This window comes from Peribacillus deserti (assembly GCF_002863585.1).
GTDB classification, from domain to species: domain Bacteria; phylum Bacillota; class Bacilli; order Bacillales; family DSM-1321; genus Paraperibacillus; species Paraperibacillus deserti_A.
Genome location: NZ_PGUY01000047.1, coordinates 1 through 21848 on the forward strand (window position 1 = coordinate 1; position 21848 = coordinate 21848).

23 protein-coding genes are annotated in these 21848 nt (G+C 42.3%); 14 read left to right on the top strand and 9 right to left on the bottom strand.

Going from position 1 to position 21848, the window contains the following annotated elements:
- The first annotated feature begins 227 nt into the window (after positions 1-227).
- The gene (locus tag CUU66_RS15155; RefSeq protein WP_101643613.1) at positions 228-875 is read left to right on the top strand and encodes an NUDIX hydrolase; all 648 of its coding nucleotides are present in this window, start codon (positions 228-230) and stop codon (positions 873-875) included.
- Between the two features lie 153 nt (positions 876-1028).
- Here the strand turns inward: CUU66_RS15155 and CUU66_RS24260 are convergent, their stop codons facing one another.
- Positions 1029-1184, bottom strand: a complete 156-nt coding sequence (locus tag CUU66_RS24260; RefSeq protein WP_180955302.1) for a hypothetical protein — start codon at positions 1182-1184, stop codon at positions 1029-1031.
- A gap of 240 nt (positions 1185-1424) precedes the next feature.
- Between CUU66_RS24260 and CUU66_RS15160 the strand changes: the two genes are divergently transcribed.
- Together CUU66_RS15160 and CUU66_RS15165 are read left to right on the top strand one after the other, a co-directional pair.
- Positions 1425-1814 (top strand): MerR family transcriptional regulator, encoded by a 390-nt coding sequence (locus tag CUU66_RS15160; protein ID WP_257968015.1) that lies wholly within the window; start codon positions 1425-1427, stop codon positions 1812-1814.
- A 96-nt stretch (positions 1815-1910) separates the two neighbouring features.
- Positions 1911-3212: a hemolysin family protein gene (locus tag CUU66_RS15165; protein WP_101643615.1), complete on the top strand. Its 1302-nt coding sequence runs from the start codon at positions 1911-1913 to the stop codon at positions 3210-3212.
- Between the two features lie 53 nt (positions 3213-3265).
- Here the strand turns inward: CUU66_RS15165 and CUU66_RS15170 are convergent, their stop codons facing one another.
- From CUU66_RS15170 to CUU66_RS15195, 7 genes are all read right to left on the bottom strand, one after another.
- Complete coding sequence (locus CUU66_RS15170) at positions 3266-4120, bottom strand: manganese catalase family protein (RefSeq protein WP_101643617.1); 855 nt, start codon at positions 4118-4120, stop codon at positions 3266-3268.
- A 144-nt stretch (positions 4121-4264) separates the two neighbouring features.
- A complete protein-coding gene (locus tag CUU66_RS15175; protein ID WP_101643619.1) occupies positions 4265-5110 on the bottom strand; it encodes an aldo/keto reductase in 846 nt (281 codons plus the stop codon).
- A 124-nt stretch (positions 5111-5234) separates the two neighbouring features.
- Complete coding sequence (locus tag CUU66_RS24915; RefSeq protein WP_257968016.1) at positions 5235-5360, bottom strand: hypothetical protein; 126 nt, start codon at positions 5358-5360, stop codon at positions 5235-5237.
- 85 nt (positions 5361-5445) lie between these two features.
- A complete protein-coding gene (locus CUU66_RS15180) occupies positions 5446-5847 on the bottom strand; it encodes a hypothetical protein (protein ID WP_101643620.1) in 402 nt (133 codons plus the stop codon).
- Positions 5848-5895: 48 nt separating this feature from the next.
- Positions 5896-6429, bottom strand: coding sequence for an NAD(P)H-dependent oxidoreductase (locus CUU66_RS15185; RefSeq protein WP_101643622.1), 534 nt, complete (start codon positions 6427-6429; stop codon positions 5896-5898).
- Positions 6430-6456: 27 nt separating this feature from the next.
- Positions 6457-8103: a DHA2 family efflux MFS transporter permease subunit gene (locus CUU66_RS15190; RefSeq protein WP_101643624.1), complete on the bottom strand. Its 1647-nt coding sequence runs from the start codon at positions 8101-8103 to the stop codon at positions 6457-6459.
- Between the two features lie 52 nt (positions 8104-8155).
- On the bottom strand, positions 8156-8767 hold the full coding sequence (locus CUU66_RS15195; protein WP_101643771.1) for an HlyD family efflux transporter periplasmic adaptor subunit: 612 nt from the start codon (positions 8765-8767) through the stop codon (positions 8156-8158).
- 225 nt (positions 8768-8992) lie between these two features.
- On the opposite strand from CUU66_RS15195, the gene CUU66_RS15200 reads away from it, so the two are divergent.
- The 7 genes from CUU66_RS15200 (at position 8993) to CUU66_RS15230 (ending at position 14329) form a co-directional block, all read left to right on the top strand.
- Complete coding sequence (locus tag CUU66_RS15200; RefSeq protein ID WP_101643626.1) at positions 8993-9433, top strand: MarR family winged helix-turn-helix transcriptional regulator; 441 nt, start codon at positions 8993-8995, stop codon at positions 9431-9433.
- Between the two features lie 130 nt (positions 9434-9563).
- Complete coding sequence (locus CUU66_RS15205) at positions 9564-10742, top strand: trans-sulfuration enzyme family protein (RefSeq protein WP_101643628.1); 1179 nt, start codon at positions 9564-9566, stop codon at positions 10740-10742.
- 153 nt (positions 10743-10895) lie between these two features.
- Positions 10896-11351: a DinB family protein gene (locus CUU66_RS15210; RefSeq protein ID WP_101643630.1), complete on the top strand. Its 456-nt coding sequence runs from the start codon at positions 10896-10898 to the stop codon at positions 11349-11351.
- A gap of 167 nt (positions 11352-11518) precedes the next feature.
- Entirely contained in the window at positions 11519-11683 is a 165-nt protein-coding gene (locus CUU66_RS15215; protein WP_101643632.1) for an aspartyl-phosphate phosphatase Spo0E family protein, read from the top strand.
- A 404-nt stretch (positions 11684-12087) separates the two neighbouring features.
- On the top strand, positions 12088-12870 hold the full coding sequence (locus CUU66_RS15220) for a transporter substrate-binding domain-containing protein (RefSeq protein WP_101643634.1): 783 nt from the start codon (positions 12088-12090) through the stop codon (positions 12868-12870).
- A gap of 38 nt (positions 12871-12908) precedes the next feature.
- Positions 12909-13574, top strand: coding sequence for an amino acid ABC transporter permease (locus CUU66_RS15225; RefSeq protein WP_101643773.1), 666 nt, complete (start codon positions 12909-12911; stop codon positions 13572-13574).
- A 26-nt stretch (positions 13575-13600) separates the two neighbouring features.
- Positions 13601-14329, top strand: coding sequence for an amino acid ABC transporter ATP-binding protein (locus CUU66_RS15230; protein ID WP_101643775.1), 729 nt, complete (start codon positions 13601-13603; stop codon positions 14327-14329).
- Positions 14330-14568: 239 nt separating this feature from the next.
- Here CUU66_RS15230 and CUU66_RS15235 read toward each other — a convergent pair whose 3' ends face one another.
- Positions 14569-15423: a thermonuclease family protein gene (locus tag CUU66_RS15235; RefSeq protein ID WP_101643636.1), complete on the bottom strand. Its 855-nt coding sequence runs from the start codon at positions 15421-15423 to the stop codon at positions 14569-14571.
- A 275-nt stretch (positions 15424-15698) separates the two neighbouring features.
- Between CUU66_RS15235 and CUU66_RS15240 the strand changes: the two genes are divergently transcribed.
- The 4 genes from CUU66_RS15240 (at position 15699) to CUU66_RS15255 (ending at position 21835) form a co-directional block, all read left to right on the top strand.
- On the top strand, positions 15699-15935 hold the full coding sequence (locus CUU66_RS15240; RefSeq protein WP_101643638.1) for a CsbA family protein: 237 nt from the start codon (positions 15699-15701) through the stop codon (positions 15933-15935).
- Between the two features lie 440 nt (positions 15936-16375).
- Positions 16376-18355, top strand: a complete 1980-nt coding sequence (gene uvrB / locus CUU66_RS15245) for an excinuclease ABC subunit UvrB (protein ID WP_101643641.1) — start codon at positions 16376-16378, stop codon at positions 18353-18355.
- 7 nt (positions 18356-18362) lie between these two features.
- Positions 18363-21242, top strand: a complete 2880-nt coding sequence (gene uvrA, locus CUU66_RS15250; RefSeq protein WP_101643643.1) for an excinuclease ABC subunit UvrA — start codon at positions 18363-18365, stop codon at positions 21240-21242.
- Positions 21243-21532: 290 nt separating this feature from the next.
- Entirely contained in the window at positions 21533-21835 is a 303-nt protein-coding gene (locus CUU66_RS15255) for a DUF4870 domain-containing protein (RefSeq protein ID WP_101643645.1), read from the top strand.
- Positions 21836-21848: the final 13 nt, after the last annotated feature.

Consider the following 21848-nt stretch of genomic DNA (forward strand, 5'->3'; position numbering starts at 1 on the left):
AGCCGAGGAGGCTCAGCGCCCGCCCCGCGGAAAGCGAGCATCCTGTAGTGGAAATCAACCCCCTTGTTCAATAACAACGAAGTTTGCGAAAACAGCCTAGCATAAAAATATTCCTTAAGATTGATTGGTATCCTAAACTTTGTTTGGAAAATATTGAAGATATAAAGCCGGAAATTTTGTAAATGTATAGTCCTGGAAGATTCGTATATTAAAAGGAGATGCACACAATGGAAACCGAAATGCTTACCATATTTGACGATGAGGGAATTGAAATCGGGACAGCGCCCCGCAGTGAAGTACATAAAAAGGGCTATTGGCACCAAGCTTTCCATTGCTGGTTTGTTTGTTCGGAAAATGGGATTCCGTATATTTACCTGCAGAAACGAAGTCCTGGGAAGAAAGATTACCCTGGTCTTTTGGACATAACGGCAGCCGGGCATTTGCTGGCCCAAGAAACGATCGAGGACGGAGTCAGGGAGATACATGAAGAACTGGGTATCGACGTGTCCATAAATGATCTGATTCCGCTGGGGATTATTAAATACTGTGTAATGAAAGAAGAACTAGATTTTATTGATAAAGAATTGGCTCATGTTTATTTATTCCAACATGAAGGAGCGATCAATGAGTTCCACCTTCAGGAAGAGGAAGTTTCAGGCATGGTTAAAATTGAGTTCAATAGCTTCTATGAGTTTTGTTTTGGCAGAAGAGATGAACTTGATATACTTGGATTTGAGGCAGATTCCTCGGGTCAAAAAATAGAATTAAAAAAGACAGCAGCCCGGGAAGACTTTGTCCCGCATGAAAGAGAATACTACGAGGTTATTGCAGAACGAATCAGGGAAAAGCTTGAGAGGCACTTTGACGAGGATTGATCCTGGTTTGATCCAGGACCGCTTAGCATTAAAGGTGCGGATTACTGGGAGTTGAATTGATGGAAGATAAGAAGGCAAATCTGTCATAAATAGAAGCAGGGAAGTTCGCGGCTTCCCTGTATTTTATCTTTGCAGGTCCAGACAACCATTCGACTATCTTTCCGAAATCCGGATATCTGTAAAAGTTTGGTTAAAAAGTTCACTTCTGATCAGCAGGATGCCTAGTACGTCTCGTTCATCTTCAGCAGTGATCACTTCATTTAAAATGGTCGTGCTGCCGTTCTTTACAACTACCTTATATTCATTCATAATCTCACCCCTAACGTATGGCTAAGAATATTATAATGGAACGTGAATTTTTATGAAATATAAACGTGCCTGCCTTCCTGATAAAACACATCATATCACTGCCGCAAACCTGCCTGCGGCACTATTTTTCTTCTAAACTGAAATCTTATGACGTACAGTGGATATTGTAAGATTACTATTATTCCTGTATAATAAGGTCTTAACCATCACGTTATAGTTTGGGGTGATTCCGTTGGGACTGTGAAACTGAAAATCAGCGAGGTAGCTGAGCTGGCCAATGTTACAAAGCGTACAGTCGATTATTACACAAATCAAGGGCTGCTTAGGGCAGAGCGTTCGGCTTCCAATTACCGCTATTATGACAGGGAAGCTGTTGACCAAATCGGGGTCATCGAGCGATTGAAGGATGAAAAGCTGTCACTTGCTGAAATCAAAAAGCGTCTTAAAGTAGATCAAGCTGAAAATGCTGACATAGAAGAACTGAAGATGAAAATTCAGGACTTGGAAATGGATGTCTCAGATATTATGAACATCCTGGAAAAAAAGGGTTTAACAAAAGAAACGATCCGGAATAACCTGTCTCACGAGAGTATTTCTCTTATGCAGACATTACTTCTTTTACTGATATAACTTGACTTGAAAATATATATTCTTAACATATACAGGAGGTGTATGGGAGCTGACTTTGAAAAGCCTTAGGAATGCTTATAAGTCAGACCCTATTTATTGGACATATTAAACTTGATATTGTTAGCGGTGCTGATTGCTATGACTGGATTCTTCGTGGCAACAGAATTTGCGATTGTAAAGGTTAGAGGTTCAAGAATTGATCAGCTTGTTAGTGAAGGTAAAAAAGGCGCAGTTTCTGCCAAGAAAGTCACCACTCATTTAGATGAATATTTATCTGCCTGCCAGCTGGGGATTACCGTAACAGCACTCGGCCTTGGGTGGATAGGGGAGCCGACTGTAGAAAGTCTGCTTCATCCTCTCTTTACGATGTGGAACCTGGATGAGAACATCAGCCACATATTATCCTTCGGAATTGCTTTTGCTTCCGTTACTTTCTTACATGTAGTAATTGGAGAACTGGCACCTAAGACAGTTGCCATTCAAAAAGCAGAGCAGATTACACTTGCATTCGCTGGTCCGATCATCTGGTTCTATAGAATCATGTACCCATTCATTTGGGTTTTAAATGGTTCAGCTCGTGCTTTGACAGGACTTTTTGGCTTAAAGCCGGTTTCTGAGCATGAGCTTGCTCACTCGGAGGAAGAACTTCGCATTCTGTTGTCGGAAAGCTACAAGAGCGGCGAAATTAACCAGACAGAACTTAAATACGTTAACAATATCTTTCAGTTTGATGAGCGGATTGCGAAAGAGATCATGGTACCCCGTACAGAAATTGTCAGCTTGTACGCTGACGATGTTCTAAGCACCGTGTTAGAAACTGTTAAAAGGGAAGGGTACACACGCTATCCAGTCATTGAGGGCGATAAGGACCATGTTCTTGGTATTGTGAACATCAAGGAGATTATCACTTCAAGAATATCGAACGGGGCCCTCTTAGAAGGAGAAGCATCTGTGGAGCCTTATATAAAACCTGTTATCAGAGTCATTGAGACCGTTCCTATCCATGATTTATTGCTTCGCATGCAGAGAGACCGGGCTCAAATGGCCATTCTGATCGATGAGTATGGCGGAACATCAGGTTTAGTTACGGTTGAAGATATATTAGAAGAAATCGTCGGTGAAATCCGTGATGAATTTGATATGGACGAAGTGGCGGATATAAGGAAAATTGCGGAAGGTCATTATATCCTCAGCGCGAAAGTATTAATTGAAGATGTAAATGACATGTTTGGCATTCATCTGACTGAAGAGGATATCGATACTTTGGGCGGCTGGGTGCTGACGCAGAAATTTGATGTGAAGGTTGGCGACACCATAGGTGCGGAAGGCTATGATTTCACAGTGAAAGAAATCGATGGGCATCAGCTGATCTCGGTTGAAATAAAAAAGCAGATATAAGGAAAAGGATTACTTTTTAGGCTCGGCGCCTGTAAAGTAATCCTTTTTTGTTTTTACCTATTCAAATCAGTGAGCCCTGGTGCATGCTCATTTGGTCTTTCCGGAAGCTCTGGAACCGGATGCCCCTCAGGAGGCTGCACCACTGAGTATTCACCGCCGTTACGGCTAGGAGATTGACCGTTTAAAACTTCCGCGATTCTTGTTTCATCTAATCTAAAATTAAATTGGACATTATGGAATCCCATCTCCACATACTTGCGGCATTCCGGGTACTTATTAATATCATAGTTCGGGATCGGGAACAGCTTAGCCCAGTCTACTCCAAGCGATTCTAAGCCCTTAGCGAAAGCATTCTGATGGGCATTGTCTCTTACAATCAAGAAGGCAACGGTTTCCCGCAAAGCTTTATTAGAGCTCATTTCATAAATTCTTGTTTTCTGCAGAACACCAGTTGATTCTAACACCAGGTTATCCAGCAGGTTGGCGGCTAAGTTCCCATGATCATAAACGTAGGAACCCATCCACGGATTGCCGTTAGCATCTTCCGGAAGGGAAGCCTGTGCACCCATGATAAAATGATGGGGAAGCCCGTCCTTAACCGCTTCGTCAAGTGGAGCTCCATCTGCCCCAGCGTCACCAGCCTGTCCTGCGCCAGTGTCATCCAAAAGTGCATTAATGGTATGCTGGACCAATTCAACGTGAGCAATTTCCTCTAAAAAGATGCCCTTCAGCAAATCGCGGAATTGAGCTGCTTTGCCGCGGAAGTTACTGCTCTGAAAGAAGAACTGCATCATCGTACGCATTTCTCCGAAACGTCCGCCGAGAATCTCCTGAAGAACCTTAGCAGCGGCCGGATCCGGCTTATCTGGAACGATCGGATTAATCAACTCTTGCTTATAATAAAACATGTGTATGCCTCCATTCATGTACAATACACATGTATCATTTGCTAAGAAGAAGGTAACTATTCGGGGACTGTCCCCCATTTCCCGAGTTATTTCCCAGAAAAAAAGACAGTCCCCAAAATTTCAGGAGACTGTCTCTTACTATTATTAGAAGTTAAAGTTGTCTGGGTCAGCACCGACACGCTCATTTTTGTTGAGCTCATCAATCGCAGCTATATCTTCCGCTGATAATTCAAAGTTAAAGACGTCTGCATTTTCAATTATGCGGTGTTCTTTAATTGATTTAGGGATGGTAACCACTTCATTCTGCAGATCCCAGCGCAGAATGACTTGTGCCACTGTTTTATTGTGTTTTTCTGCGATCTGCTTAAGCACTTCATTTTCAAATAAGCCGCCCTGCATTAATGGAGACCATGCTTCAAGCTGGATTCCCTGGTCTTTACAGTATGTACGAAGCTCACGCTGGGCCAGCTGCGGGTGATACTCCACCTGATTCACCATCGGCTTAATTTCAGCAACTGTTAATAGATCTTCTAAATGATGGACATGGAAATTACTCACACCGATGGCGCGAACACGGCCGTCTTTGTAGAGTTTCTCAATGGCCTTCCACGTATCCTTATATTTTCCGGCAACTGGCCAGTGGATTAAGTATAGATCTAAATATTCCAGGCCGAGTCTTTTTAAGCTTGCCTCATAAGCCTCAAGGGTAGACTCATATCCTTGATCTGAATTCCATACCTTTGAGGTAATGAACAAATCCTCGCGTTTCAGGCCAGTTTCTTCTAACGCCTGGCGGATTGCTTCACCAACGCCTTCTTCATTCTTATATACGGCAGCTGTATCAATGCTGCGGTATCCATTTTTAATAGCCGCTTTTACAGAAGAAATAACTTCTTCGCCTTCTTCAACTCTCCAGACTCCTAATCCAAACCAAGGCATTTTCACACCATTATGTAATACGGTAGTATCCTGTAAGCTGCTTGCTGCCATTTTGTTTCCTCCCTAATTCATGATTTTACTTCATGAAAAAAGTATCTACTGACTGTTAAAAATAGTCAAACAATTTGATTTGTTGTCTTCGCATTAGCGTTTTGCCTTTAATTAAAAAAGATCATCATTCAGCTTTTGGATGGATCTTTTCTTGAAAAGCACCGTCCTCCGCTTTTCGATCAGGTGAGACCCCGAAGGCGAAGCCGAGGAGGATCGGGCGCCCGCCCCTAAGGTCCGCGAGCATCCTCATGTTCCAATTAACCCCCTTGTTAATAACAACAAAGTTTGCGAAAACAGAAAAACCTGTACCAGTTCCAGGTACAGGTTTTAAGCAATCATTTTTTAGGATGTTTACTTTTCATGGCATTAAGAGCTTTTCGAAATTCATCATCTTTAATGACCATTTTATCTTTTTGTGCTTTTTTCGGATCAGAAGCTGGCTGTGATTTGAATTTTTGCAGCGCTTGACGGTATCCGTCGTCTTTCATTTTCAGGTCCGTGTCTTTAATTGAAGCATTCGTCTGCTTTTTGTTTTGATCCTCTGAAAGTGCAGCAGGGTCATTCTCAGCGCCGGCTGAGGCTTGTTCTGATTGAGGTTCCTCTGTAATCTGGCCAGACAATGGTTCTTCTAAGACCTGAGATGTTTTGGAATCAGAAGAAAGCGCCCGGGAATTCATACGGACCAATAAGATGAGAAGAATTATGGCAACAAGGACGCATACTATCACAATCGTCATCTATTTTCCGCCTCCTTTAAAAACCAATAGATCAAGATAAGAGTATCCTTAAGCTTGTTGATTGACAAACTTCTTAGTGACGAGTGCCACACGCTCACCCAAGGCCCTTCCAAGAACAGCCCCGTTTTCAGAAAGTACTTCATCACTGTCGATGGGACAGGTTACTCCCACTCCGTAATAGGAGCCATACGTAGCATTCTCCGGAAGATTTCCTGGCAGACCGACAATGATCATGCCTTGGTGGAGCATCGGTGTAATTAAGTTAAGCATGGTAGATTCAAGTCCGCCATGTTCAGTTGCGGTTGTGCAGAAGACAGCACCAATTTTATTGATCAGCTTTCCTTCAGCCCATAGATAGCCCAGCTTATCGATCCAAGCTTTTAATCCGGAGCTGATCGTACCGAAATGGCCTGGGCTGCCCCAGATAATCGCATCCATTTCATGCAGTTTGTATACATCGGCTTCCTCAACGGATTGAAGGTAAACCTCAGAGCCTTCCACCATTTCTGCTCCCTGGGCAATGGCTTGTGCAAGCGCCTGTGTATGTCCGCCTTCACTATCATAAACAATACAAATTTTCATGATACATGACCTCCTGGTATGGTTCGTCTATGATTGTAAGTTTCTTTCTGGTGCAGGCAGCATGAGAACTTCGCTGTCCTGTTTCTGCGCCTGGGCTGCCTTTTGTTCAACGATGTCTTCCCCAAAGTTTTTATCCTTTCGAACATCCCGTAAGAAGAAGCTTAGGATGAAACCAATGGCAGAAATGGCTGTTGACCAGTAAAATGCATCATTTATCCCATTAACTGTAGCCTGGATATTGGCTTGTTGTGCCATGAGCTGTACAGTGGTCTGTTGTGCCTGTGCAAGTGGCAGATGCATTTCAGCTGCTACTTTTGAAACTGTGTCACTGAAATTCTGCATGAATATAGGGTCAGCGGTATTCATCTGGTCAGTCGCTGCCGTTAAGTGAAGCGTGGTACGATTTGTAAAGATCGTTGTAATGAAACTTATTCCCAATGAGCCGCTTACATTTCGGGCGGTATTTGACATGGCGGTACCATGGCTGTTTAAACGCCTTGGCAGCTGATTCATCCCAGCTGTCATGATCGGCATCATCAAGAGGGACATCCCAAATGAACGGATCACATAGATAGCAAGGATTGTATTATAGGAAGTACCCATCGTAAACTGAGTGAACTCGTACGTCGTTACCACTGTAATAAATAAACCTACGATAGCAAGCGGTCTTGGACCCACTTTATCAAATAGAATTCCAGATACAGGAGACATGACCAGCATGACCAGTGCCCCTGGAAGCATAAGCAGACCGGATTGAAGGGCAGTAAAGCCTCGCAGGTTCTGCAGATAAATAGGGAGCAGGAACATCCCTACAAACATGGCTACTGTGATGATCACATTGATTAATGTGGCCAATGAGAAGATATCATATTTAAAGACTCTGAAATCCAGAAGAGGTTTCTCGGATCTTAACTGCTGAATGACAAAAACGGTTATAAAAATGATCCCGATAATAGTAGTAGACAGCACGATAGGGTCTGACCAGCCTTTAGAACCGGCTTCCGATACTCCATAAAGCAAAGTTGAGAACCCGACTAAGGACGCGACAGCACCGAATACGTCGATTTTGATATCTTTCGGCGGAAAAATATCTTTTAGTTTAACCAGTGCAAACAAGATAACGAGCAGGCCCAGCGGCACCATCCCGTAAAACATGACTCTCCAGCTATAGTTTTCAATCAGCCAGCCGGAGAGAGTAGGTCCTGCCGCAGGTGCAAACATCATCGCAAGACCAAAGATCCCCATCCCTTTACCCCGCATTTCAGGAGGGAAGATAGAAAGAATGATCGTCATGACTAATGGCTGCAGCACGCCGCCGCCAATCGCCTGAATCAGCCTTCCTGTCAGCATCATGGAAAAATTATTGGATATCCCGCAGATAAACGTTCCGGCAGTAAAGCATATCATTGCGAAAATAAAAAGCTTCCTTACCCCGAATCTTTCAATTAAGAAAGCAGATAGAGGGACAAGTACCCCATTCACAAGCATATATCCAGTTGATAGCCATTGGATGGTTGTAGCTGCTACACCAAATTCATTCATTAAATGTGGAATGGCCACGTTTAAGAGTGTCTGGTTGAGGATCGCCAAGAATAGACCCAGCATTAATACAGAAAGCAGTGGAATATGCTGGCGGATATTATAACCCGCAGCATTTTCGGATTGAGCATTCATGCGGTAAACCTCCTTCCCCTGTTTTTAAAAGGATTAATATATTCAAAAACGATTATTTTTTAATTTTGACTTCGGCATTCATGCCTGGCATTACTTTTTCGGAATAATTATCGATTGAAATTTTAACAGGAATATATTGAGTTACTTTTGTATAATTCCCGCTTGTGTTCTGCTGGCCCATTAGTGAAAAGATTGAATTCGCTGCATGGCCGATGCTTTCTACTTCTCCTTCGATGACTGTATCTTCATCACCATCCACGATTACATCAACGCTGCTGCCAGTTTTCACATCTTTTATTTTTTTCTCGTCAATATTAGCTACAATGAATAGTTCCTTCATATCTACAGCCTGTGCAAGAACAGTACCTGGCTGTACCAACTGGTTTTTGTTTACAGACTCTTTAATAATGGTTCCATTATCGGAAGAGTTAATTGTTGTAGATTGTTTCCCATCGTTTATTTTTCCTAGCTCTGTGTTAGAAGAAATTGCTTCTCCTTCTTCCGCGTTCCATGACGTTAATCTGCCTGCCGCAGGAGAGGCGATTGTCTGGATGTCACCTGAAACATGTGCGTTATTGGTCTTAATATAGGTTGAAGACTGATAATAGTAATACGCTCCTCCGCCTAATAAACCAATCACGATTAAAATGACCAAAATATTCATTAACCATAAATTTTTTCTCACTTTCCTTACTCCTTCCTTTTATAAAAAAGTTATTATTTATTAGTTTTAATAAAAGTTAACTATGTTAACTATATTGACGTAGAATCCATTAAAACATATAATATCTTTGTTGTAAAGATATTTAATTTGGGAAAATGTTAAACCGGTATCCTCTTTAAGAAAATCGGTCTAGTTACCTATATATGCAGAGGAAAGAGGGATGTCATGACAGACGAAAAGAACTACTTGGAAGACATGGATCGAATTACTGAAGCCTTTTTTCGTTTTAAAAATAAATTGATAGAAGAGAAGTACGAAGAGCTTCCAGTTAAAATGACTACGACGAAATATCGAATGCTAAAAACGATCAAACAAACAGACCAATGTATGGTTGCTGATATAGTCAGAAATCTAGAATTATCTTCAGGAGCCACCACTCTGATCCTAAATAAACTGGAAGAGGAAAACCTGCTTACTAGAAAAAGATACGAGAAGGATCGAAGAATCGTATTTCTGAGACTGACCAAACAGGGGGAGGACATTCTTCATAAAATCTCCGAAAGCAGAAAAGATTTTTTTACGGCTGCTTTAAAGACCCTGACAGACGATGAGAAAATGCAGCTCATGCATTTATTGCAAAAAATCACAGTAGATATGGATTTATAGAATACCTCTCTCCGCTGATGCCCGTTATCCGGGTCTTTCTTCATATTGCTTTAACGCAGACTAAGCATGATTTACGAGCTAATTTCTCATACTATCTAAGGTTAAACGAGAAATAGCTGGAGGAATTTCCATGGATAAGCGGGAAGAATTTTTACGGGATCAGAGAATTTGCATGAATATGAATGAGGAGTCTGAGCAGTTTGAAGGGGCAGTTATTCCGCCAACGTTCGGCAACACACTCTTTACCTTTAAAGATTTTGAATCCTTGATTGATGCTGAAAAAAGTCAGCAGACAAAATATGTATATTGCCGGGGAACAAACCCAACAGTAGAGGCAGCTGAAAAGAAGCTGGCTGCTTTAGAGCGGGGTGAGGTCTGCAAATGTTTCTCCTCAGGTATGGCTGCCATATCAGCAAGCCTGACCGCCAGCGTGAAAACAGGGGATCACGTCCTTTGTATCAGCCATTTATATACATCCACGATGGATCTTTTGAAATATCTTTCAAAATTCGGGGTCGAACATTCGGTCGTTTATTCTATTGATCTTGAGGATATTGAAGCTGCCATAATGGATCATACAACCGTCATCTACATAGAAAATCCAACTGACACCTACCTGCGCATTATCGATATCAAAGCGGTATCAGCACTTGCCCGATCTAAGGGAATCCGCACGATTCTGGATAACTCATGGGCGACTCCCCTTTTTCAAAAACCCCTGACTCATGGCATCGATATTGTGGTTCATTCCGCTTCAAAATACCTTGGCGGACACAGTGATCTTTTGGGTGGTGCCTTAATTACAAGCAGAGAGATCATGGATTCAATTTTCAAAAAAGAATATCTTCTCATGGGCGGTGCGCTGGGCCCCTATGCAGCAGCACTGCTGCTCCGGGGCCTCCGGAGTCTGCCATTGCGGATGCTTGGCCATCAAGAAAACGCAAAGAAGGTTGCCGGATACTTGGCGTCACATCCGGAAGTAGCGGCTGTTCACTACCCTGGACTCCCCTCCCATCCTGACTATGAAAAGGCTTCTATGTTTCTAACCGGGTTTTCCGGCCTCATGAGTATTGAATTGAAGAATGAAAGCTTTGAACAGGTCAAAAAGGTCATCAATGCTTTCAGCGTTTTTCAAATCGGCGTTTCCTGGGGTTCTTATGAAAGTCTTGTTCTATCCCCTAATTATGGGTACAATGTTGAGAAATTAAAGCAAGAAAGAATTAGCCCTGGCATCATCCGTCTTTCTGTGGGGCTTGAGCATGAAGACTTTTTGATAAACGATTTACATCAGGCCTTACAGGAAAGCTGAGAGGGGATTTATACCAAGGTAATGTGCAGAGAAAGGAAGCTGCACATTTTTTTATGAAAAATAGTTAGATTTTTCTTGAAATTCGTTTTATGCCTTCCATTATAATAAGGGTAGAAGCTAGGGTGCTAAACGTGCCTGACTGGGAGGATGTATATGAGAAATATTCTTGAAGAATACACTAGGATCACTGACTTTTTTGAACAGCTTAAAACAACACCGGAAAAGTTGTTTTTTTTAGCAATAGGCGAAAACAAGTGGTCATCTGCAGCAATCGTGGCACATTTCATTTACTGGGACCGCTACATACTTGAAAGCAGGCTTCCGGGCATGCTGGAAGGGAGAGACCTTGAGAAGAGCTCGGTCCATGTAGAGGAGATGAATGATCGTGCCAAACACTATGCGCATTCAGGCGTCTCCAAAGAACACCTTTTAGATGAAGCTATAAGCTGGAGAATGAAGTCAGCACAATTATTGAAAGATGCCGATTTTAATAAATCCTTCCGGATAGGTGAAAAACCATTGACTTTAAAACAATTCATTGAGGGAGATATCGAGCATGATCGCCATCATATGCGGCAGATGGAAGAACATATCAAGAGGAATTTATAATAAAATTTTCCTTTAATCGTTAAGGAAACAGGGCAATAGTCCTGTATTTGTTGGAGGGGTTGAAAAATGTAAACAAGTCTATATGAAAGTTAACAATATGGTTTTATTTGAAGTGCAAATATAGTAAAATCTTCCTAAGAACCATAGTAAACGGAGGACGGGCCCTCATGATGACCAAGGCCGCTTTAGAAGAGAAAATTGAAGAAACCCGCACGATCATGATATATACTGCCAGTATAATGGGTATCCTTTCAGCCGAAACTATACAGCTAAGCCAATCACTGGATACATATATTGCCTTATACCAGCTATTAAACAAAAGCGAATCATAAACGTAACCCAAGTGAAAAAATGAAAACTACATAGATTACCCCTAAAGGATGAATCCCGTGATTCATCCTTTTTACTTTGGGAAATAACCGGGAAATGGGGGGACTGTCCCCATGAGTTGGGAAATAACCGGGAAATGGGGGACTGTCCCCGTGTTTGGGAAATAATGGGAAAATAGGGGGACTGTCCCTAGGTTTGGAAAATAACGGGGAAATAGGGGGACTGTCCCTAGGTTTGGGAAATAACGGGGAAATGGGGGACTGTCCCCCGAAGTGCCTCTAAAAAATGGATGGGGCAAAAAGGTTAGTTTCTAGGTTGAGAGGGTAATAGAACTACGAGGCAATTATTATTATTTTCGTAAAGTATTGGCACGCATATGGCCAATGAAAGGAGAAATAGAAGCAGAATGAAGATAAAAAATATCATACTCTCTTTATCAATTCTTTTTCTCATAAGCATTTTGTCTGCATGTGCAGAGAAAGACAAGCTTGCTGATGGATCGGAGCTTATGAATAAGGATGAATTTGTATTTGCGGCTTCAGGCGAATTCAAACCATTCAGTTATATGACAAATGATATGAAAATAAAGGGTTTCGATGTGGAAGTTGGTAATGCAGTTGCAAAAGAGATGGGTTTAAAGCCCGTACCTAAGCGGCTTAAGTTTAAGGGAATTGTTGAAGGTGTTAAGACAGGAAGAGCAGATGCAGCGGTAGCCAGCCATACGATCAATCCGCTTCGAAGTAAACACGTCGCATTCACTACTCCATACTACTACTCAGGACCTCAAATCTTCACCAGACCAGACAGCAAAATCAAAACCGCAGATGATTTAAAAGGCAAAGAAGTTGCAGTCGCGAAAGGATCTACGTACGCGGATGTGGCAGGAAAGTATACGAAGAACCTAAAAATGTATGACAGTGATATAACCGCTTTAAAAGCCTTGGATGGCGGACGCCATGATGCAGTTATAACGGATTTTGTAACTGGGAAAACCGCCCGTAAAGAGGGCTTTAAAATTGAAGGGAAACAGCTGATTGAACGAAGTGAACAGGCAATCGTGCTTCCCAAGGACAATCCTCAGCTTTTGAAAAAAGTAAACAAGGCGCTTGAAAATCTTCGCAAGGATGGGACACTGAAAAAGATCAGCATGAAATACTTTGGAGAAGATATCACGACAAAACCAGAATAAATCTTATTAATCCAATGGATGAAAGGGAGATGGAATTCTTGCCTAGTTTTTCTCATTTTTTAAGTACTTTTGGTGAAACAAAAGGTGTATTTATAGATGCAATGATATTGACGCTCAAGCTTACAGTCGTCTCTGTCTTGCTCGGAATTATAATAGGTCTGTTATTTGCACTGTTAAAAATATCAAATGTAAAAGTGTTAGGGTGGATTTCGGATGCCTATGTCTTTCTAGTCAGGGGAACACCGCTGATTGTGCAGATATTTATTCTGTATTTCGGGTTAAGCGGAATTTTCTTAATACCTGATTTCTGGGCAGCTGCCCTGGCACTCGCTTTTCATAACGGAGCTTATATATCGGAAATCTTCAGGGGGTCCATCCAATCGATTGACCACGGCCAGATGGAAGCGGGGCGCTCACTCGGCATGTCGCAGTCCCTTACTATGCGCCGTATTATCCTGCCGCAGGCTTTCCGCCGTGCCCTGCCGCCGCTCGGCAACCAATTTATCATCGGGTTGAAGGATTCTTCACTTGCCGCTTTCATTTCGATGAACGAGCTGTTTAACGTTGCCACCACACTGGGATCTAACAACTTTGACGAAATGACTTATTTGTTAATCGTAGCCGTATACTATCTGATCCTTGTTGCGTTGTTAACACTCGCAGTAAATGTATTAGAAAAGAAACTGGCAAAGAGTGATCGATAGGGAGGAACGAAATCGTGAAAAAAGAAATGATTCGAGTAGAAAAACTAAATAAATCGTTTGGAGATTTACATGTTCTAAAAGATATAGATGTAAATGTTTATGAAAGTGACGTAGTATGCTTGATCGGAGCCAGCGGCTCTGGTAAAAGTACTCTGCTGCGCTGCCTGAATTTCCTTGAAAAAAAAGATAATGGCACCATCATGATTGAAGGGGAAGAAATAAGCGGCAGCAAAAATAATGTGAATGAAGTACGTCAGAAGGTAGGCATGGTGTTCCAGCATTTCCACCTCTTTCCGCATATGACGGTGCTGGAAAATATCATTGAAGCCCCGACGAAGGTAAAAAAAATATCAAAGAGCCAGGCAATCCAGGAAGCTAGAGAGCTGTTGCGTAAGGTAGACCTTGAGGACAAGGCGGATGTTTATCCAAACAAGCTTTCCGGCGGGCAGAAGCAGCGTGTTGCGATCGCGAGGGCCCTGGCCATGAAACCTGATATCATGCTGTTTGACGAGCCAACTTCAGCCCTTGACCCAGAGCTTGTCGGGGAAGTGTTAAATACGATGAAAGAACTTGCCGAAGAAGGCATGACAATGGTCATCGTCACCCACGAAATGGGCTTCGCCCGCGAAGTAGCCAACCGTATCATCTATATGCACCAGGGACGGATTGTTGAAGAAGCAAGCACCCAAGAATTCTTCACTAATCCAAAAGATGAACGCACAAAGGCCTTCTTGAGCGCTACAACTGTCAAATAATTTGGGGACTGTCCCCTATTTCCCTGGGGAAATGACTTGTTTTATAAAGAAAACGAGCGGAGCTATCCTTATTTCCCTAAGTTTTGGGGGAGGGAATAAACGGTTTTTGTGAATAAAAAAGATGGTTTTTCCGCTTGAAAGAGCTGGGAAACCATCTTCTTTTGTGTGTTTTTAAGACGTGTGGTGCTATTTTAAGCTATAGCTTTTAGGCAAGCTGCTTCCGCCCGGAAGCTGTAAAGTTACCGCTTCGAAGCCCGGTATCCGGCTTTTTCTGCTTCCTTCTCGGAACAGAACCAGACAATGTTATCTGTTGTGCTTTCGTAAAAGCTGCCTCCCGGTACGTGATAAATCTTAGAATTAGCATTTCCTTTGATTTTACCAGAACAGCTTGTGTTTGTTTCTGTATCATCGCTTGTTTCATTCCCTGTACTGCTGCCAGCAGAAGCAGCCTTAACCGAAGAGCCGGTGGATGAAGTATTTTCGCCTTCTGAATTGAAGCCATCCTCATCCGCGTAATCTTCAATGCTCCAGATTCCTTTTTTTGCTTTGCGTGCTTTTTTCTCTGCCTCTCTGAACTGATCTACATATTTCGTATTGGGTGGATAAACCGCAACCCTGGCCAGTCCCTCATCGATTAAGATTTGGTTGTACAGTTTATCGCCAACCCAGATGTATGCAAGCAGGCGGCCGTACTGATCTCTTTCCTCGGCATCCATCTCAAGCGTCACTTCTCGTGCAATCAGATTTTTGGAGGTGAATTCGGATGCTTCCTGCCCAAATGGCTGGACCCCTAACCTCGGATGCTTCGTTTCTGGCGTATCCACTAAAGTCATCCGGACTCTTTCATTTTTTCCATTCGTTAATTTAACATCAATCGTATCTCCGTCTACTATATGTACGACCATACCTCTCAAGCCCTTGACAGGTGCCTTGGCCTGGCTGCTATCTTTGTTCTCTTCCTTACTGCTTGATGGCTGCTTTTCTTCAAGATTCGTATCCTTTGGCTGGTCCCCGCTCTTCTCCGGTGAAGATGTGCATCCAGTTAAGGTGAAAACAGAAATAAGCAGTGATATAAGAATGGATTTCAATTTCATAGTAAAACCTCCTGCTTGCTGTAAAGTGCCTAAAATGTTTCTATCTATGCTACCATAATAAATCCTCATAGCCTAGAAAGGAAGAGGTAGGTCCATGGAGCCTGCTTAATTTTCTGTATTTAGAAAGTGCTGATCTATAAGCGGAGCGGACTACCCAATCATTTAGCATGCAAAGCTGAAAATATACAGCGGCTGCATGCAATTAAGTGATGCTTTCCTATAAAACATATACTAAAATAAATCTATCAATATATTAAGAGGTTGTACAAGGAGTGATGCAAACCGTGAAAGTTCTATCTGCTCTTTTTCTTCCCGGATTAATGGTTATGCTTTTTACAAGAGTCAGCTATAATCAAATTGTGGCCCTGATCCTCACAGTTGCTTTAATCGCTGTCTCTGTTTATAAAGGATATACAAACAGCTGGCTTCTAATTGTCATAGATGCATTTTCACTAACGGCCGGTTTTTGGCTTTCTAACAATTTCATTAAAAAGAAGAAAAAGGGTGCCTGACGATAGCACTCTTTTTTATATGCAAAGTTGTAACTTACAAATATTGCATGTGATAAAAACAGAATGAACGTTCGCTTTTTATTGGTTTTTTTTAGGGGCTTTGTGGTAAAATGGGATATAAGGCTCTTACACCTCATAAACTTAATCTTTCTAGGTATGTATCTGGAGGATTTCGTCTTTACTATATAAATAGATACAGCATAGAACGCTTTAGTTATTTTTAGACATCCTTCCGAGACTTTATTAATAACTAGGCTTTTTTATTTTTAGGCTGCGTGATCGTTAATTTTTTGACTTCGGCTCTTTCTTATATTATTGGGAAGGCTTTCGGATTGCCCATGGGCAAGTTTAACGCAGCTTTTTTAAGATTATGATCACTTAGTTCGAATTTTACAAAATGATGAAGTTATATATAAATTGTTTGATTGGAGGATTGTCTCGTGAAGAATCAATTTGAGCTAGTCTCAAAGTACAGTCCTCAAGGAGACCAGCCTGAAGCAATTAAAAAACTTGTAGCAGGTCTTCGAGAGGGCAAGGAGTTCCAAACACTTCTTGGTGCCACAGGAACGGGTAAAACGTTCACCATATCTAATGTAATTCAGCAAGTGAATAAACCAACTCTTATCATTGCTCACAATAAAACGCTGGCAGGGCAGTTATACAGTGAATTTAAGGAGTTTTTCCCTAACAATGCTGTTGAATATTTCGTCAGTTATTATGACTACTTTCAGCCTGAAGCGTATGTTCCGTCAACGGATACATTTATTGAAAAAGATTCCAGCATTAATGATGAAATAGATAAGCTTCGCCACTCTGCAACATCATCTTTATTCGAGCGCAAAGATGTTATTGTGATTGCAAGTGTTTCCTGTATATACGGCCTCGGTTCTCCGGAAGAGTACAGGGAAATGGTTTTATCCTTAAGGACCGGAATGGAGATTGAACGTAACCAGCTCTTAAGAAAACTAGTAGATATTCAATATGAAAGAAATGATATTGACTTCCAGCGCGGAACATTCCGCGTACGAGGCGACGTGGTCGAGATATTCCCGGCTTCCAGGGATGAACATTGTATCCGTGTCGAATTCTTTGGCGATGAAATTGATCGAATCAGAGAAGTGGATGCATTAACAGGCGAGATATTAGCTGAACGTGACCATGTAGCTATATTCCCGGCATCCCACTTCGTTACCCGTGAAGAGAAAATGAGGATCGCGATACAGAATATTGAGAAAGAGCTTGAAGAACGGTTGGCTGAATTAAGGGAAGACAATAAGCTTCTTGAAGCACAGCGTCTGGAGCAGCGGACCCGCTATGATCTAGAAATGATGCGTGAGATGGGATTCTGTTCTGGAATAGAAAACTATTCCCGACATCTTACTTTAAGACTTCCTGGTTCTACTCCATATACACTTATTGATTATTTTCCTAAAGATTTTCTTCTTGTTGTAGACGAATCCCATGTTTCCCTTCCGCAAATCCGCGGGATGTTTAACGGGGACCAGGCAAGAAAGCAAGTACTGGTTGATCATGGATTCCGACTCCCTTCAGCTATGGATAACCGTCCACTCCGCTTTGAAGAATTTGAAAAAAAGGTATATCAATCTATATATGTATCTGCAACACCTGGCCCGTATGAAATTGAGCATACACCTCAAATGATTGAGCAGATTATTCGGCCTACAGGATTATTGGATCCAGAGATCGAAATACGCCCGATCCAGGGTCAGATTGACGATTTAATCGGGGAAATCCAAGACCGGATCCAAAAGAATGAAAGAGTGCTTATCACGACGCTGACAAAGAAAATGTCTGAAGACCTCACGGATTATCTTAAAGAAATTGGAATTAAGGTTCAATATCTTCATTCTGAGGTAAAAACACTAGAACGGATTGAGATTATCCGCGAATTAAGAATGGGTAAATACGATGTTCTAGTCGGGATCAACCTGCTTAGAGAAGGGCTGGATATCCCTGAAGTCTCACTTGTAGCCATTCTGGATGCGGATAAGGAAGGGTTCCTCCGTTCTGAAAGATCTCTTATCCAGACGATTGGCCGTGCTGCGCGTAATGCAAACGGGCATGTCATTATGTACGCCGACAAGATTACCAACAGCATGGAAATCGCAATACGAGAAACAAAACGCCGCCGTGAAATGCAGGAAGCTCACAATAAAGAGCACGGCATTACTCCAATGACGATTCAAAAAGAGATCCGAGATTCTATCCGGGCGACTCATGTTGCCGAGGAAGAGGAGACATATTCTCCAGCCGTTAAGCTAGGCAAGCTGAATAAGAAGGAACGAGAGAAAATGATTGCCGATATGGAAAAAGAAATGAAAGAAGCAGCAAAAGCATTGAACTTCGAAAGGGCTGCTGAGCTGCGGGATCTGTTATTAGAACTTAAAGCGGAAGGATGACATAAATATGGCTATGGATAAAATAGTTGTAAAAGGAGCCAGAGCCCACAATTTAAAAAACATTGACGTCACCATTCCGAGAGACAAACTTGTTGTGCTGACTGGGTTATCAGGGTCTGGGAAATCATCTCTGGCCTTTGATACGATTTATGCGGAAGGGCAGAGGAGATATGTTGAGTCCCTCTCTGCCTACGCCCGCCAATTTTTAGGGCAGATGGATAAGCCTGATGTCGATGCGATTGAGGGCCTTTCTCCAGCTATTTCAATTGACCAAAAAACGACCAGCCGTAATCCCCGTTCCACAGTAGGTACTGTGACGGAGATTTACGATTATCTGCGTCTTTTGTTTGCACGGGTGGGCAGGCCGACCTGTCCCATCCACAATATAGAAATCAGCTCCCAGACCATTGAACAGATGGTCGATAGAGTTCTGCAGTATCCTGAACGGACTAAGATGCAAGTTCTGGCACCAGTTATTTCTGGGCGTAAAGGAACCCATGTCAAAGTTCTCGAGGATATAAAAAAGCAGGGATACGTCCGTGTAAGAGTGGACGGAGAAATGTATGATGTCGGCGACGAAATCGAACTTGAGAAAAATAAAAAACATTCGATTGAAGTCATTGTTGACCGGATCGTCGTAAAGGACGGAATACAAGGCCGTCTGGCGGATTCATTGGAAAGTGCTCTGAAGCTTGGGGATGGGAAGGTAGTTGTGGATGTCATTGGGGAGGAGGAGCTTCTCTTCAGTGAGCATCATGCATGTCCAATCTGTGGCTTTTCCATAAGCGAGTTAGAGCCGCGTATGTTTTCATTCAACAGTCCTTTTGGGGCTTGCCCAGACTGTGATGGGCTGGGTTCTAAGCTTGAAGTGGATAAGGAGCTCGTTATCCCGATTAAGGATTTGACGCTGAGAAATCATGCGATTGCTCCGTGGGAACCAACCAGCTCCCAGTATTATCCACAGCTGCTTGAGGCCGTTGCCAACCACTATGGAATCGACCTGGATGTACCAGTGAAAGATCTGCCTTCACACCAGCTCGACAAAATTTTGTATGGCTCGGCGGCTGACAAAATCTATTTCCGGTACGAAAATGATTTTGGACAGGTAAGGGAGAATTATATTAAATTCGAAGGTGTTATTAAAAACGTCGAACGGCGATATAAGGAAACAAGTTCTGATTATATCCGAGAGCAGATGGAAAAGTATATGGCTCAGCATGACTGCCCAACATGTAAAGGGTATCGTCTGAAGAAAGAAACACTAGCCGTCCTTATACAGGGAAAGCATATTGGAGAAGTCACAAAGAAATCGATTGAAGAGTCATTGGATTTTTTCGAGAATCTTGAACTGACCGAGAAAGAAACTCAGATAGCCAGATTAATATTGCGTGAAATAAATGAAAGACTCGGGTTCCTTGCAAATGTAGGCCTTGAATATCTTACATTAAGCCGTGCTGCCGGAACACTTTCTGGCGGTGAAGCGCAGCGGATCAGGCTGGCTACCCAGATTGGTTCCCGTCTGACAGGGGTTCTCTATATATTAGATGAGCCTTCCATCGGCCTCCATCAGCGGGATAATGACAGGCTGATCGGGACTCTGCAGAACATGAGGGATATTGGAAATACCCTTATTGTGGTTGAACATGACGAAGATACCATGTTTGCAGCCGATTATTTGATTGATGTCGGTCCAGGGGCTGGAGTACATGGAGGGAACATCGTATCTGCTGGAACTCCTGAGGAAGTGATGAACGACTCGAATTCCTTAACCGGTCAGTACCTTTCAGGGAAAAAGTTCATACCTCTCCCTCTAGAAAGAAGAAAACCGGATGGACGCTATATTGAGGTTAAAGGTGCAAAAGAAAACAACTTAAAAAACGTTAATGCTAAGTTCCCGCTAGGAACCTTTATTTCCGTAACCGGTGTTTCAGGGTCCGGAAAAAGTACTTTAATCAATGAAATCCTTCACAAAGCACTGGCTAAGAAGCTTCATAAAGCTAAAAGCAGGCCGGGAGAACATAAAGAGATAAAGGGAATTGATTATCTTGATAAAGTAATTGATATTGATCAATCCCCTATAGGCCGGACACCAAGATCAAACCCGGCCACTTATACAGGTGTATTCGATGATATCCGTGACGTGTTTGCTTCTACAAATGAAGCAAAAGTCCGCGGATATAAAAAAGGAAGATTCAGCTTTAACGTAAAAGGAGGCCGCTGTGAGGCCTGCCGCGGTGATGGTATTATCAAGATTGAAATGCATTTCCTGCCTGATGTCTATGTTCCGTGTGAAGTCTGTCATGGCAAACGATATAACCGTGAAACCCTAGAAGTAAAATATAAGGGCAAAAATATCGCAGATGTGCTGGATATGACCGTAGAAGATTCTCTTAGCTTCTTTGAAAACATTCCGAAAATCAGCCGCAAACTGCAGACCATTTTTGATGTAGGGCTTGGCTATGTTAAATTAGGCCAGCCAGCAACAACATTATCAGAAGGAGAGGCGCAGAGGGTTAAGCTTGCTTCCGAGCTCCACCGCCGATCTACGGGCCGTTCCTTCTATATCCTGGATGAGCCGACAACTGGACTTCATGTGGATGATATTGCACGTCTGCTTGTTGTCCTGCAAAGACTGGTTGATAACGGTGATACTGTATTAGTGATCGAACATAATCTGGATGTCATTAAAGCCGCAGATTATATCGTCGACCTGGGTCCAGAGGGCGGAGATAAGGGAGGGACCATCCTTTCTTCGGGAACCCCGGAACAAATTGCAGAAGTAAAAGAATCTTATACGGGTAAGTATTTGCGTCCAATTCTTGAACGTGACCGTCAGCGGATGGAAAAGCTGATTGAGGAAAAAGAAAAACTTCATGCAAACACTTAAGCAAGCCGAAAAGGCTTGCTTTTTTGTGTTTTTACTCACAAAGAGTCGAAAGAAAAATTAATCAAACGTTTGATAGGAAATGAAAAGAGGGTTTATTTCCGGGGAAATCTTGAAAAAAAGCTTAAAAAGCATGTCACATCGTTATGTCGAAATATATGATCTAACTTCATGCTCTGCATGAAACTTTTTCGTAAGCCATAACGTAATAATTAACAACAATTAAATCGCATCCGAGATCATGCCTATTGGAGTGTCCGGGATTAATCACAAGAATTAGAGGAGAATGACAAATGGATACAAATAAGATATTAGCTTCCCTAAGTTACTTTAGTATATTTTTCGCCCCTTTCTTACTGCCTATCATTTTATATTTTGTTTCCGATGACTATTTTGTTAAAGAACATTCCAAAAAGGCTTTGGTTTCCCATTTGATTCCGTTTCTCGGGATACTGTTCATCATTTTAGGAGCGGTCGGTGATTTTACAGGCGGAGGCCTGCCTATTTTTTCATTCTTAGGAGTGGGTCTGTATGGTTTACTATGCTTTATTGTATTGATTTGGAATATTGTTAAAGGAATCAAAGTATTAAAGTAATAGTGTAATTTGA

Bases quoted from the DNA above. Each gene is read 5' to 3' on its own strand.
- CUU66_RS15155 (WP_101643613.1), top strand. From the start codon at position 228: ATGGAAACCGAAATGCTTACCATATTTGACGATGAGGGAATTGAAATC.
- CUU66_RS24260 (WP_180955302.1), bottom strand. From the start codon at position 1,184: ATGAATGAATATAAGGTAGTTGTAAAGAACGGCAGCACGACCATTTTA.
- CUU66_RS15170 (WP_101643617.1), bottom strand. From the start codon at position 4,120: ATGTTTTATTATAAGCAAGAGTTGATTAATCCGATCGTTCCAGATAAG.
- CUU66_RS15175 (WP_101643619.1), bottom strand. From the start codon at position 5,110: ATGGCAGCAAGCAGCTTACAGGATACTACCGTATTACATAATGGTGTG.
- CUU66_RS24915 (WP_257968016.1), bottom strand. From the start codon at position 5,360: ATGAGGATGCTCGCGGACCTTAGGGGCGGGCGCCCGATCCTCCTCGGC.
- CUU66_RS15180 (WP_101643620.1), bottom strand. From the start codon at position 5,847: ATGACGATTGTGATAGTATGCGTCCTTGTTGCCATAATTCTTCTCATC.
- CUU66_RS15185 (WP_101643622.1), bottom strand. From the start codon at position 6,429: ATGAAAATTTGTATTGTTTATGATAGTGAAGGCGGACATACACAGGCG.
- CUU66_RS15190 (WP_101643624.1), bottom strand. From the start codon at position 8,103: ATGAATGCTCAATCCGAAAATGCTGCGGGTTATAATATCCGCCAGCAT.
- CUU66_RS15195 (WP_101643771.1), bottom strand. From the start codon at position 8,767: ATGAATATTTTGGTCATTTTAATCGTGATTGGTTTATTAGGCGGAGGA.
- CUU66_RS15200 (WP_101643626.1), top strand. From the start codon at position 8,993: ATGACAGACGAAAAGAACTACTTGGAAGACATGGATCGAATTACTGAA.
- CUU66_RS15205 (WP_101643628.1), top strand. From the start codon at position 9,564: ATGGATAAGCGGGAAGAATTTTTACGGGATCAGAGAATTTGCATGAAT.
- CUU66_RS15210 (WP_101643630.1), top strand. From the start codon at position 10,896: ATGAGAAATATTCTTGAAGAATACACTAGGATCACTGACTTTTTTGAA.
- CUU66_RS15215 (WP_101643632.1), top strand. From the start codon at position 11,519: ATGATGACCAAGGCCGCTTTAGAAGAGAAAATTGAAGAAACCCGCACG.
- CUU66_RS15220 (WP_101643634.1), top strand. From the start codon at position 12,088: ATGAAGATAAAAAATATCATACTCTCTTTATCAATTCTTTTTCTCATA.
- CUU66_RS15230 (WP_101643775.1), top strand. From the start codon at position 13,601: ATGATTCGAGTAGAAAAACTAAATAAATCGTTTGGAGATTTACATGTT.
- CUU66_RS15235 (WP_101643636.1), bottom strand. From the start codon at position 15,423: ATGAAATTGAAATCCATTCTTATATCACTGCTTATTTCTGTTTTCACC.
- CUU66_RS15240 (WP_101643638.1), top strand. From the start codon at position 15,699: ATGCAAACCGTGAAAGTTCTATCTGCTCTTTTTCTTCCCGGATTAATG.
- uvrA (WP_101643643.1), top strand. From the start codon at position 18,363: ATGGCTATGGATAAAATAGTTGTAAAAGGAGCCAGAGCCCACAATTTA.
- CUU66_RS15255 (WP_101643645.1), top strand. From the start codon at position 21,533: ATGGATACAAATAAGATATTAGCTTCCCTAAGTTACTTTAGTATATTT.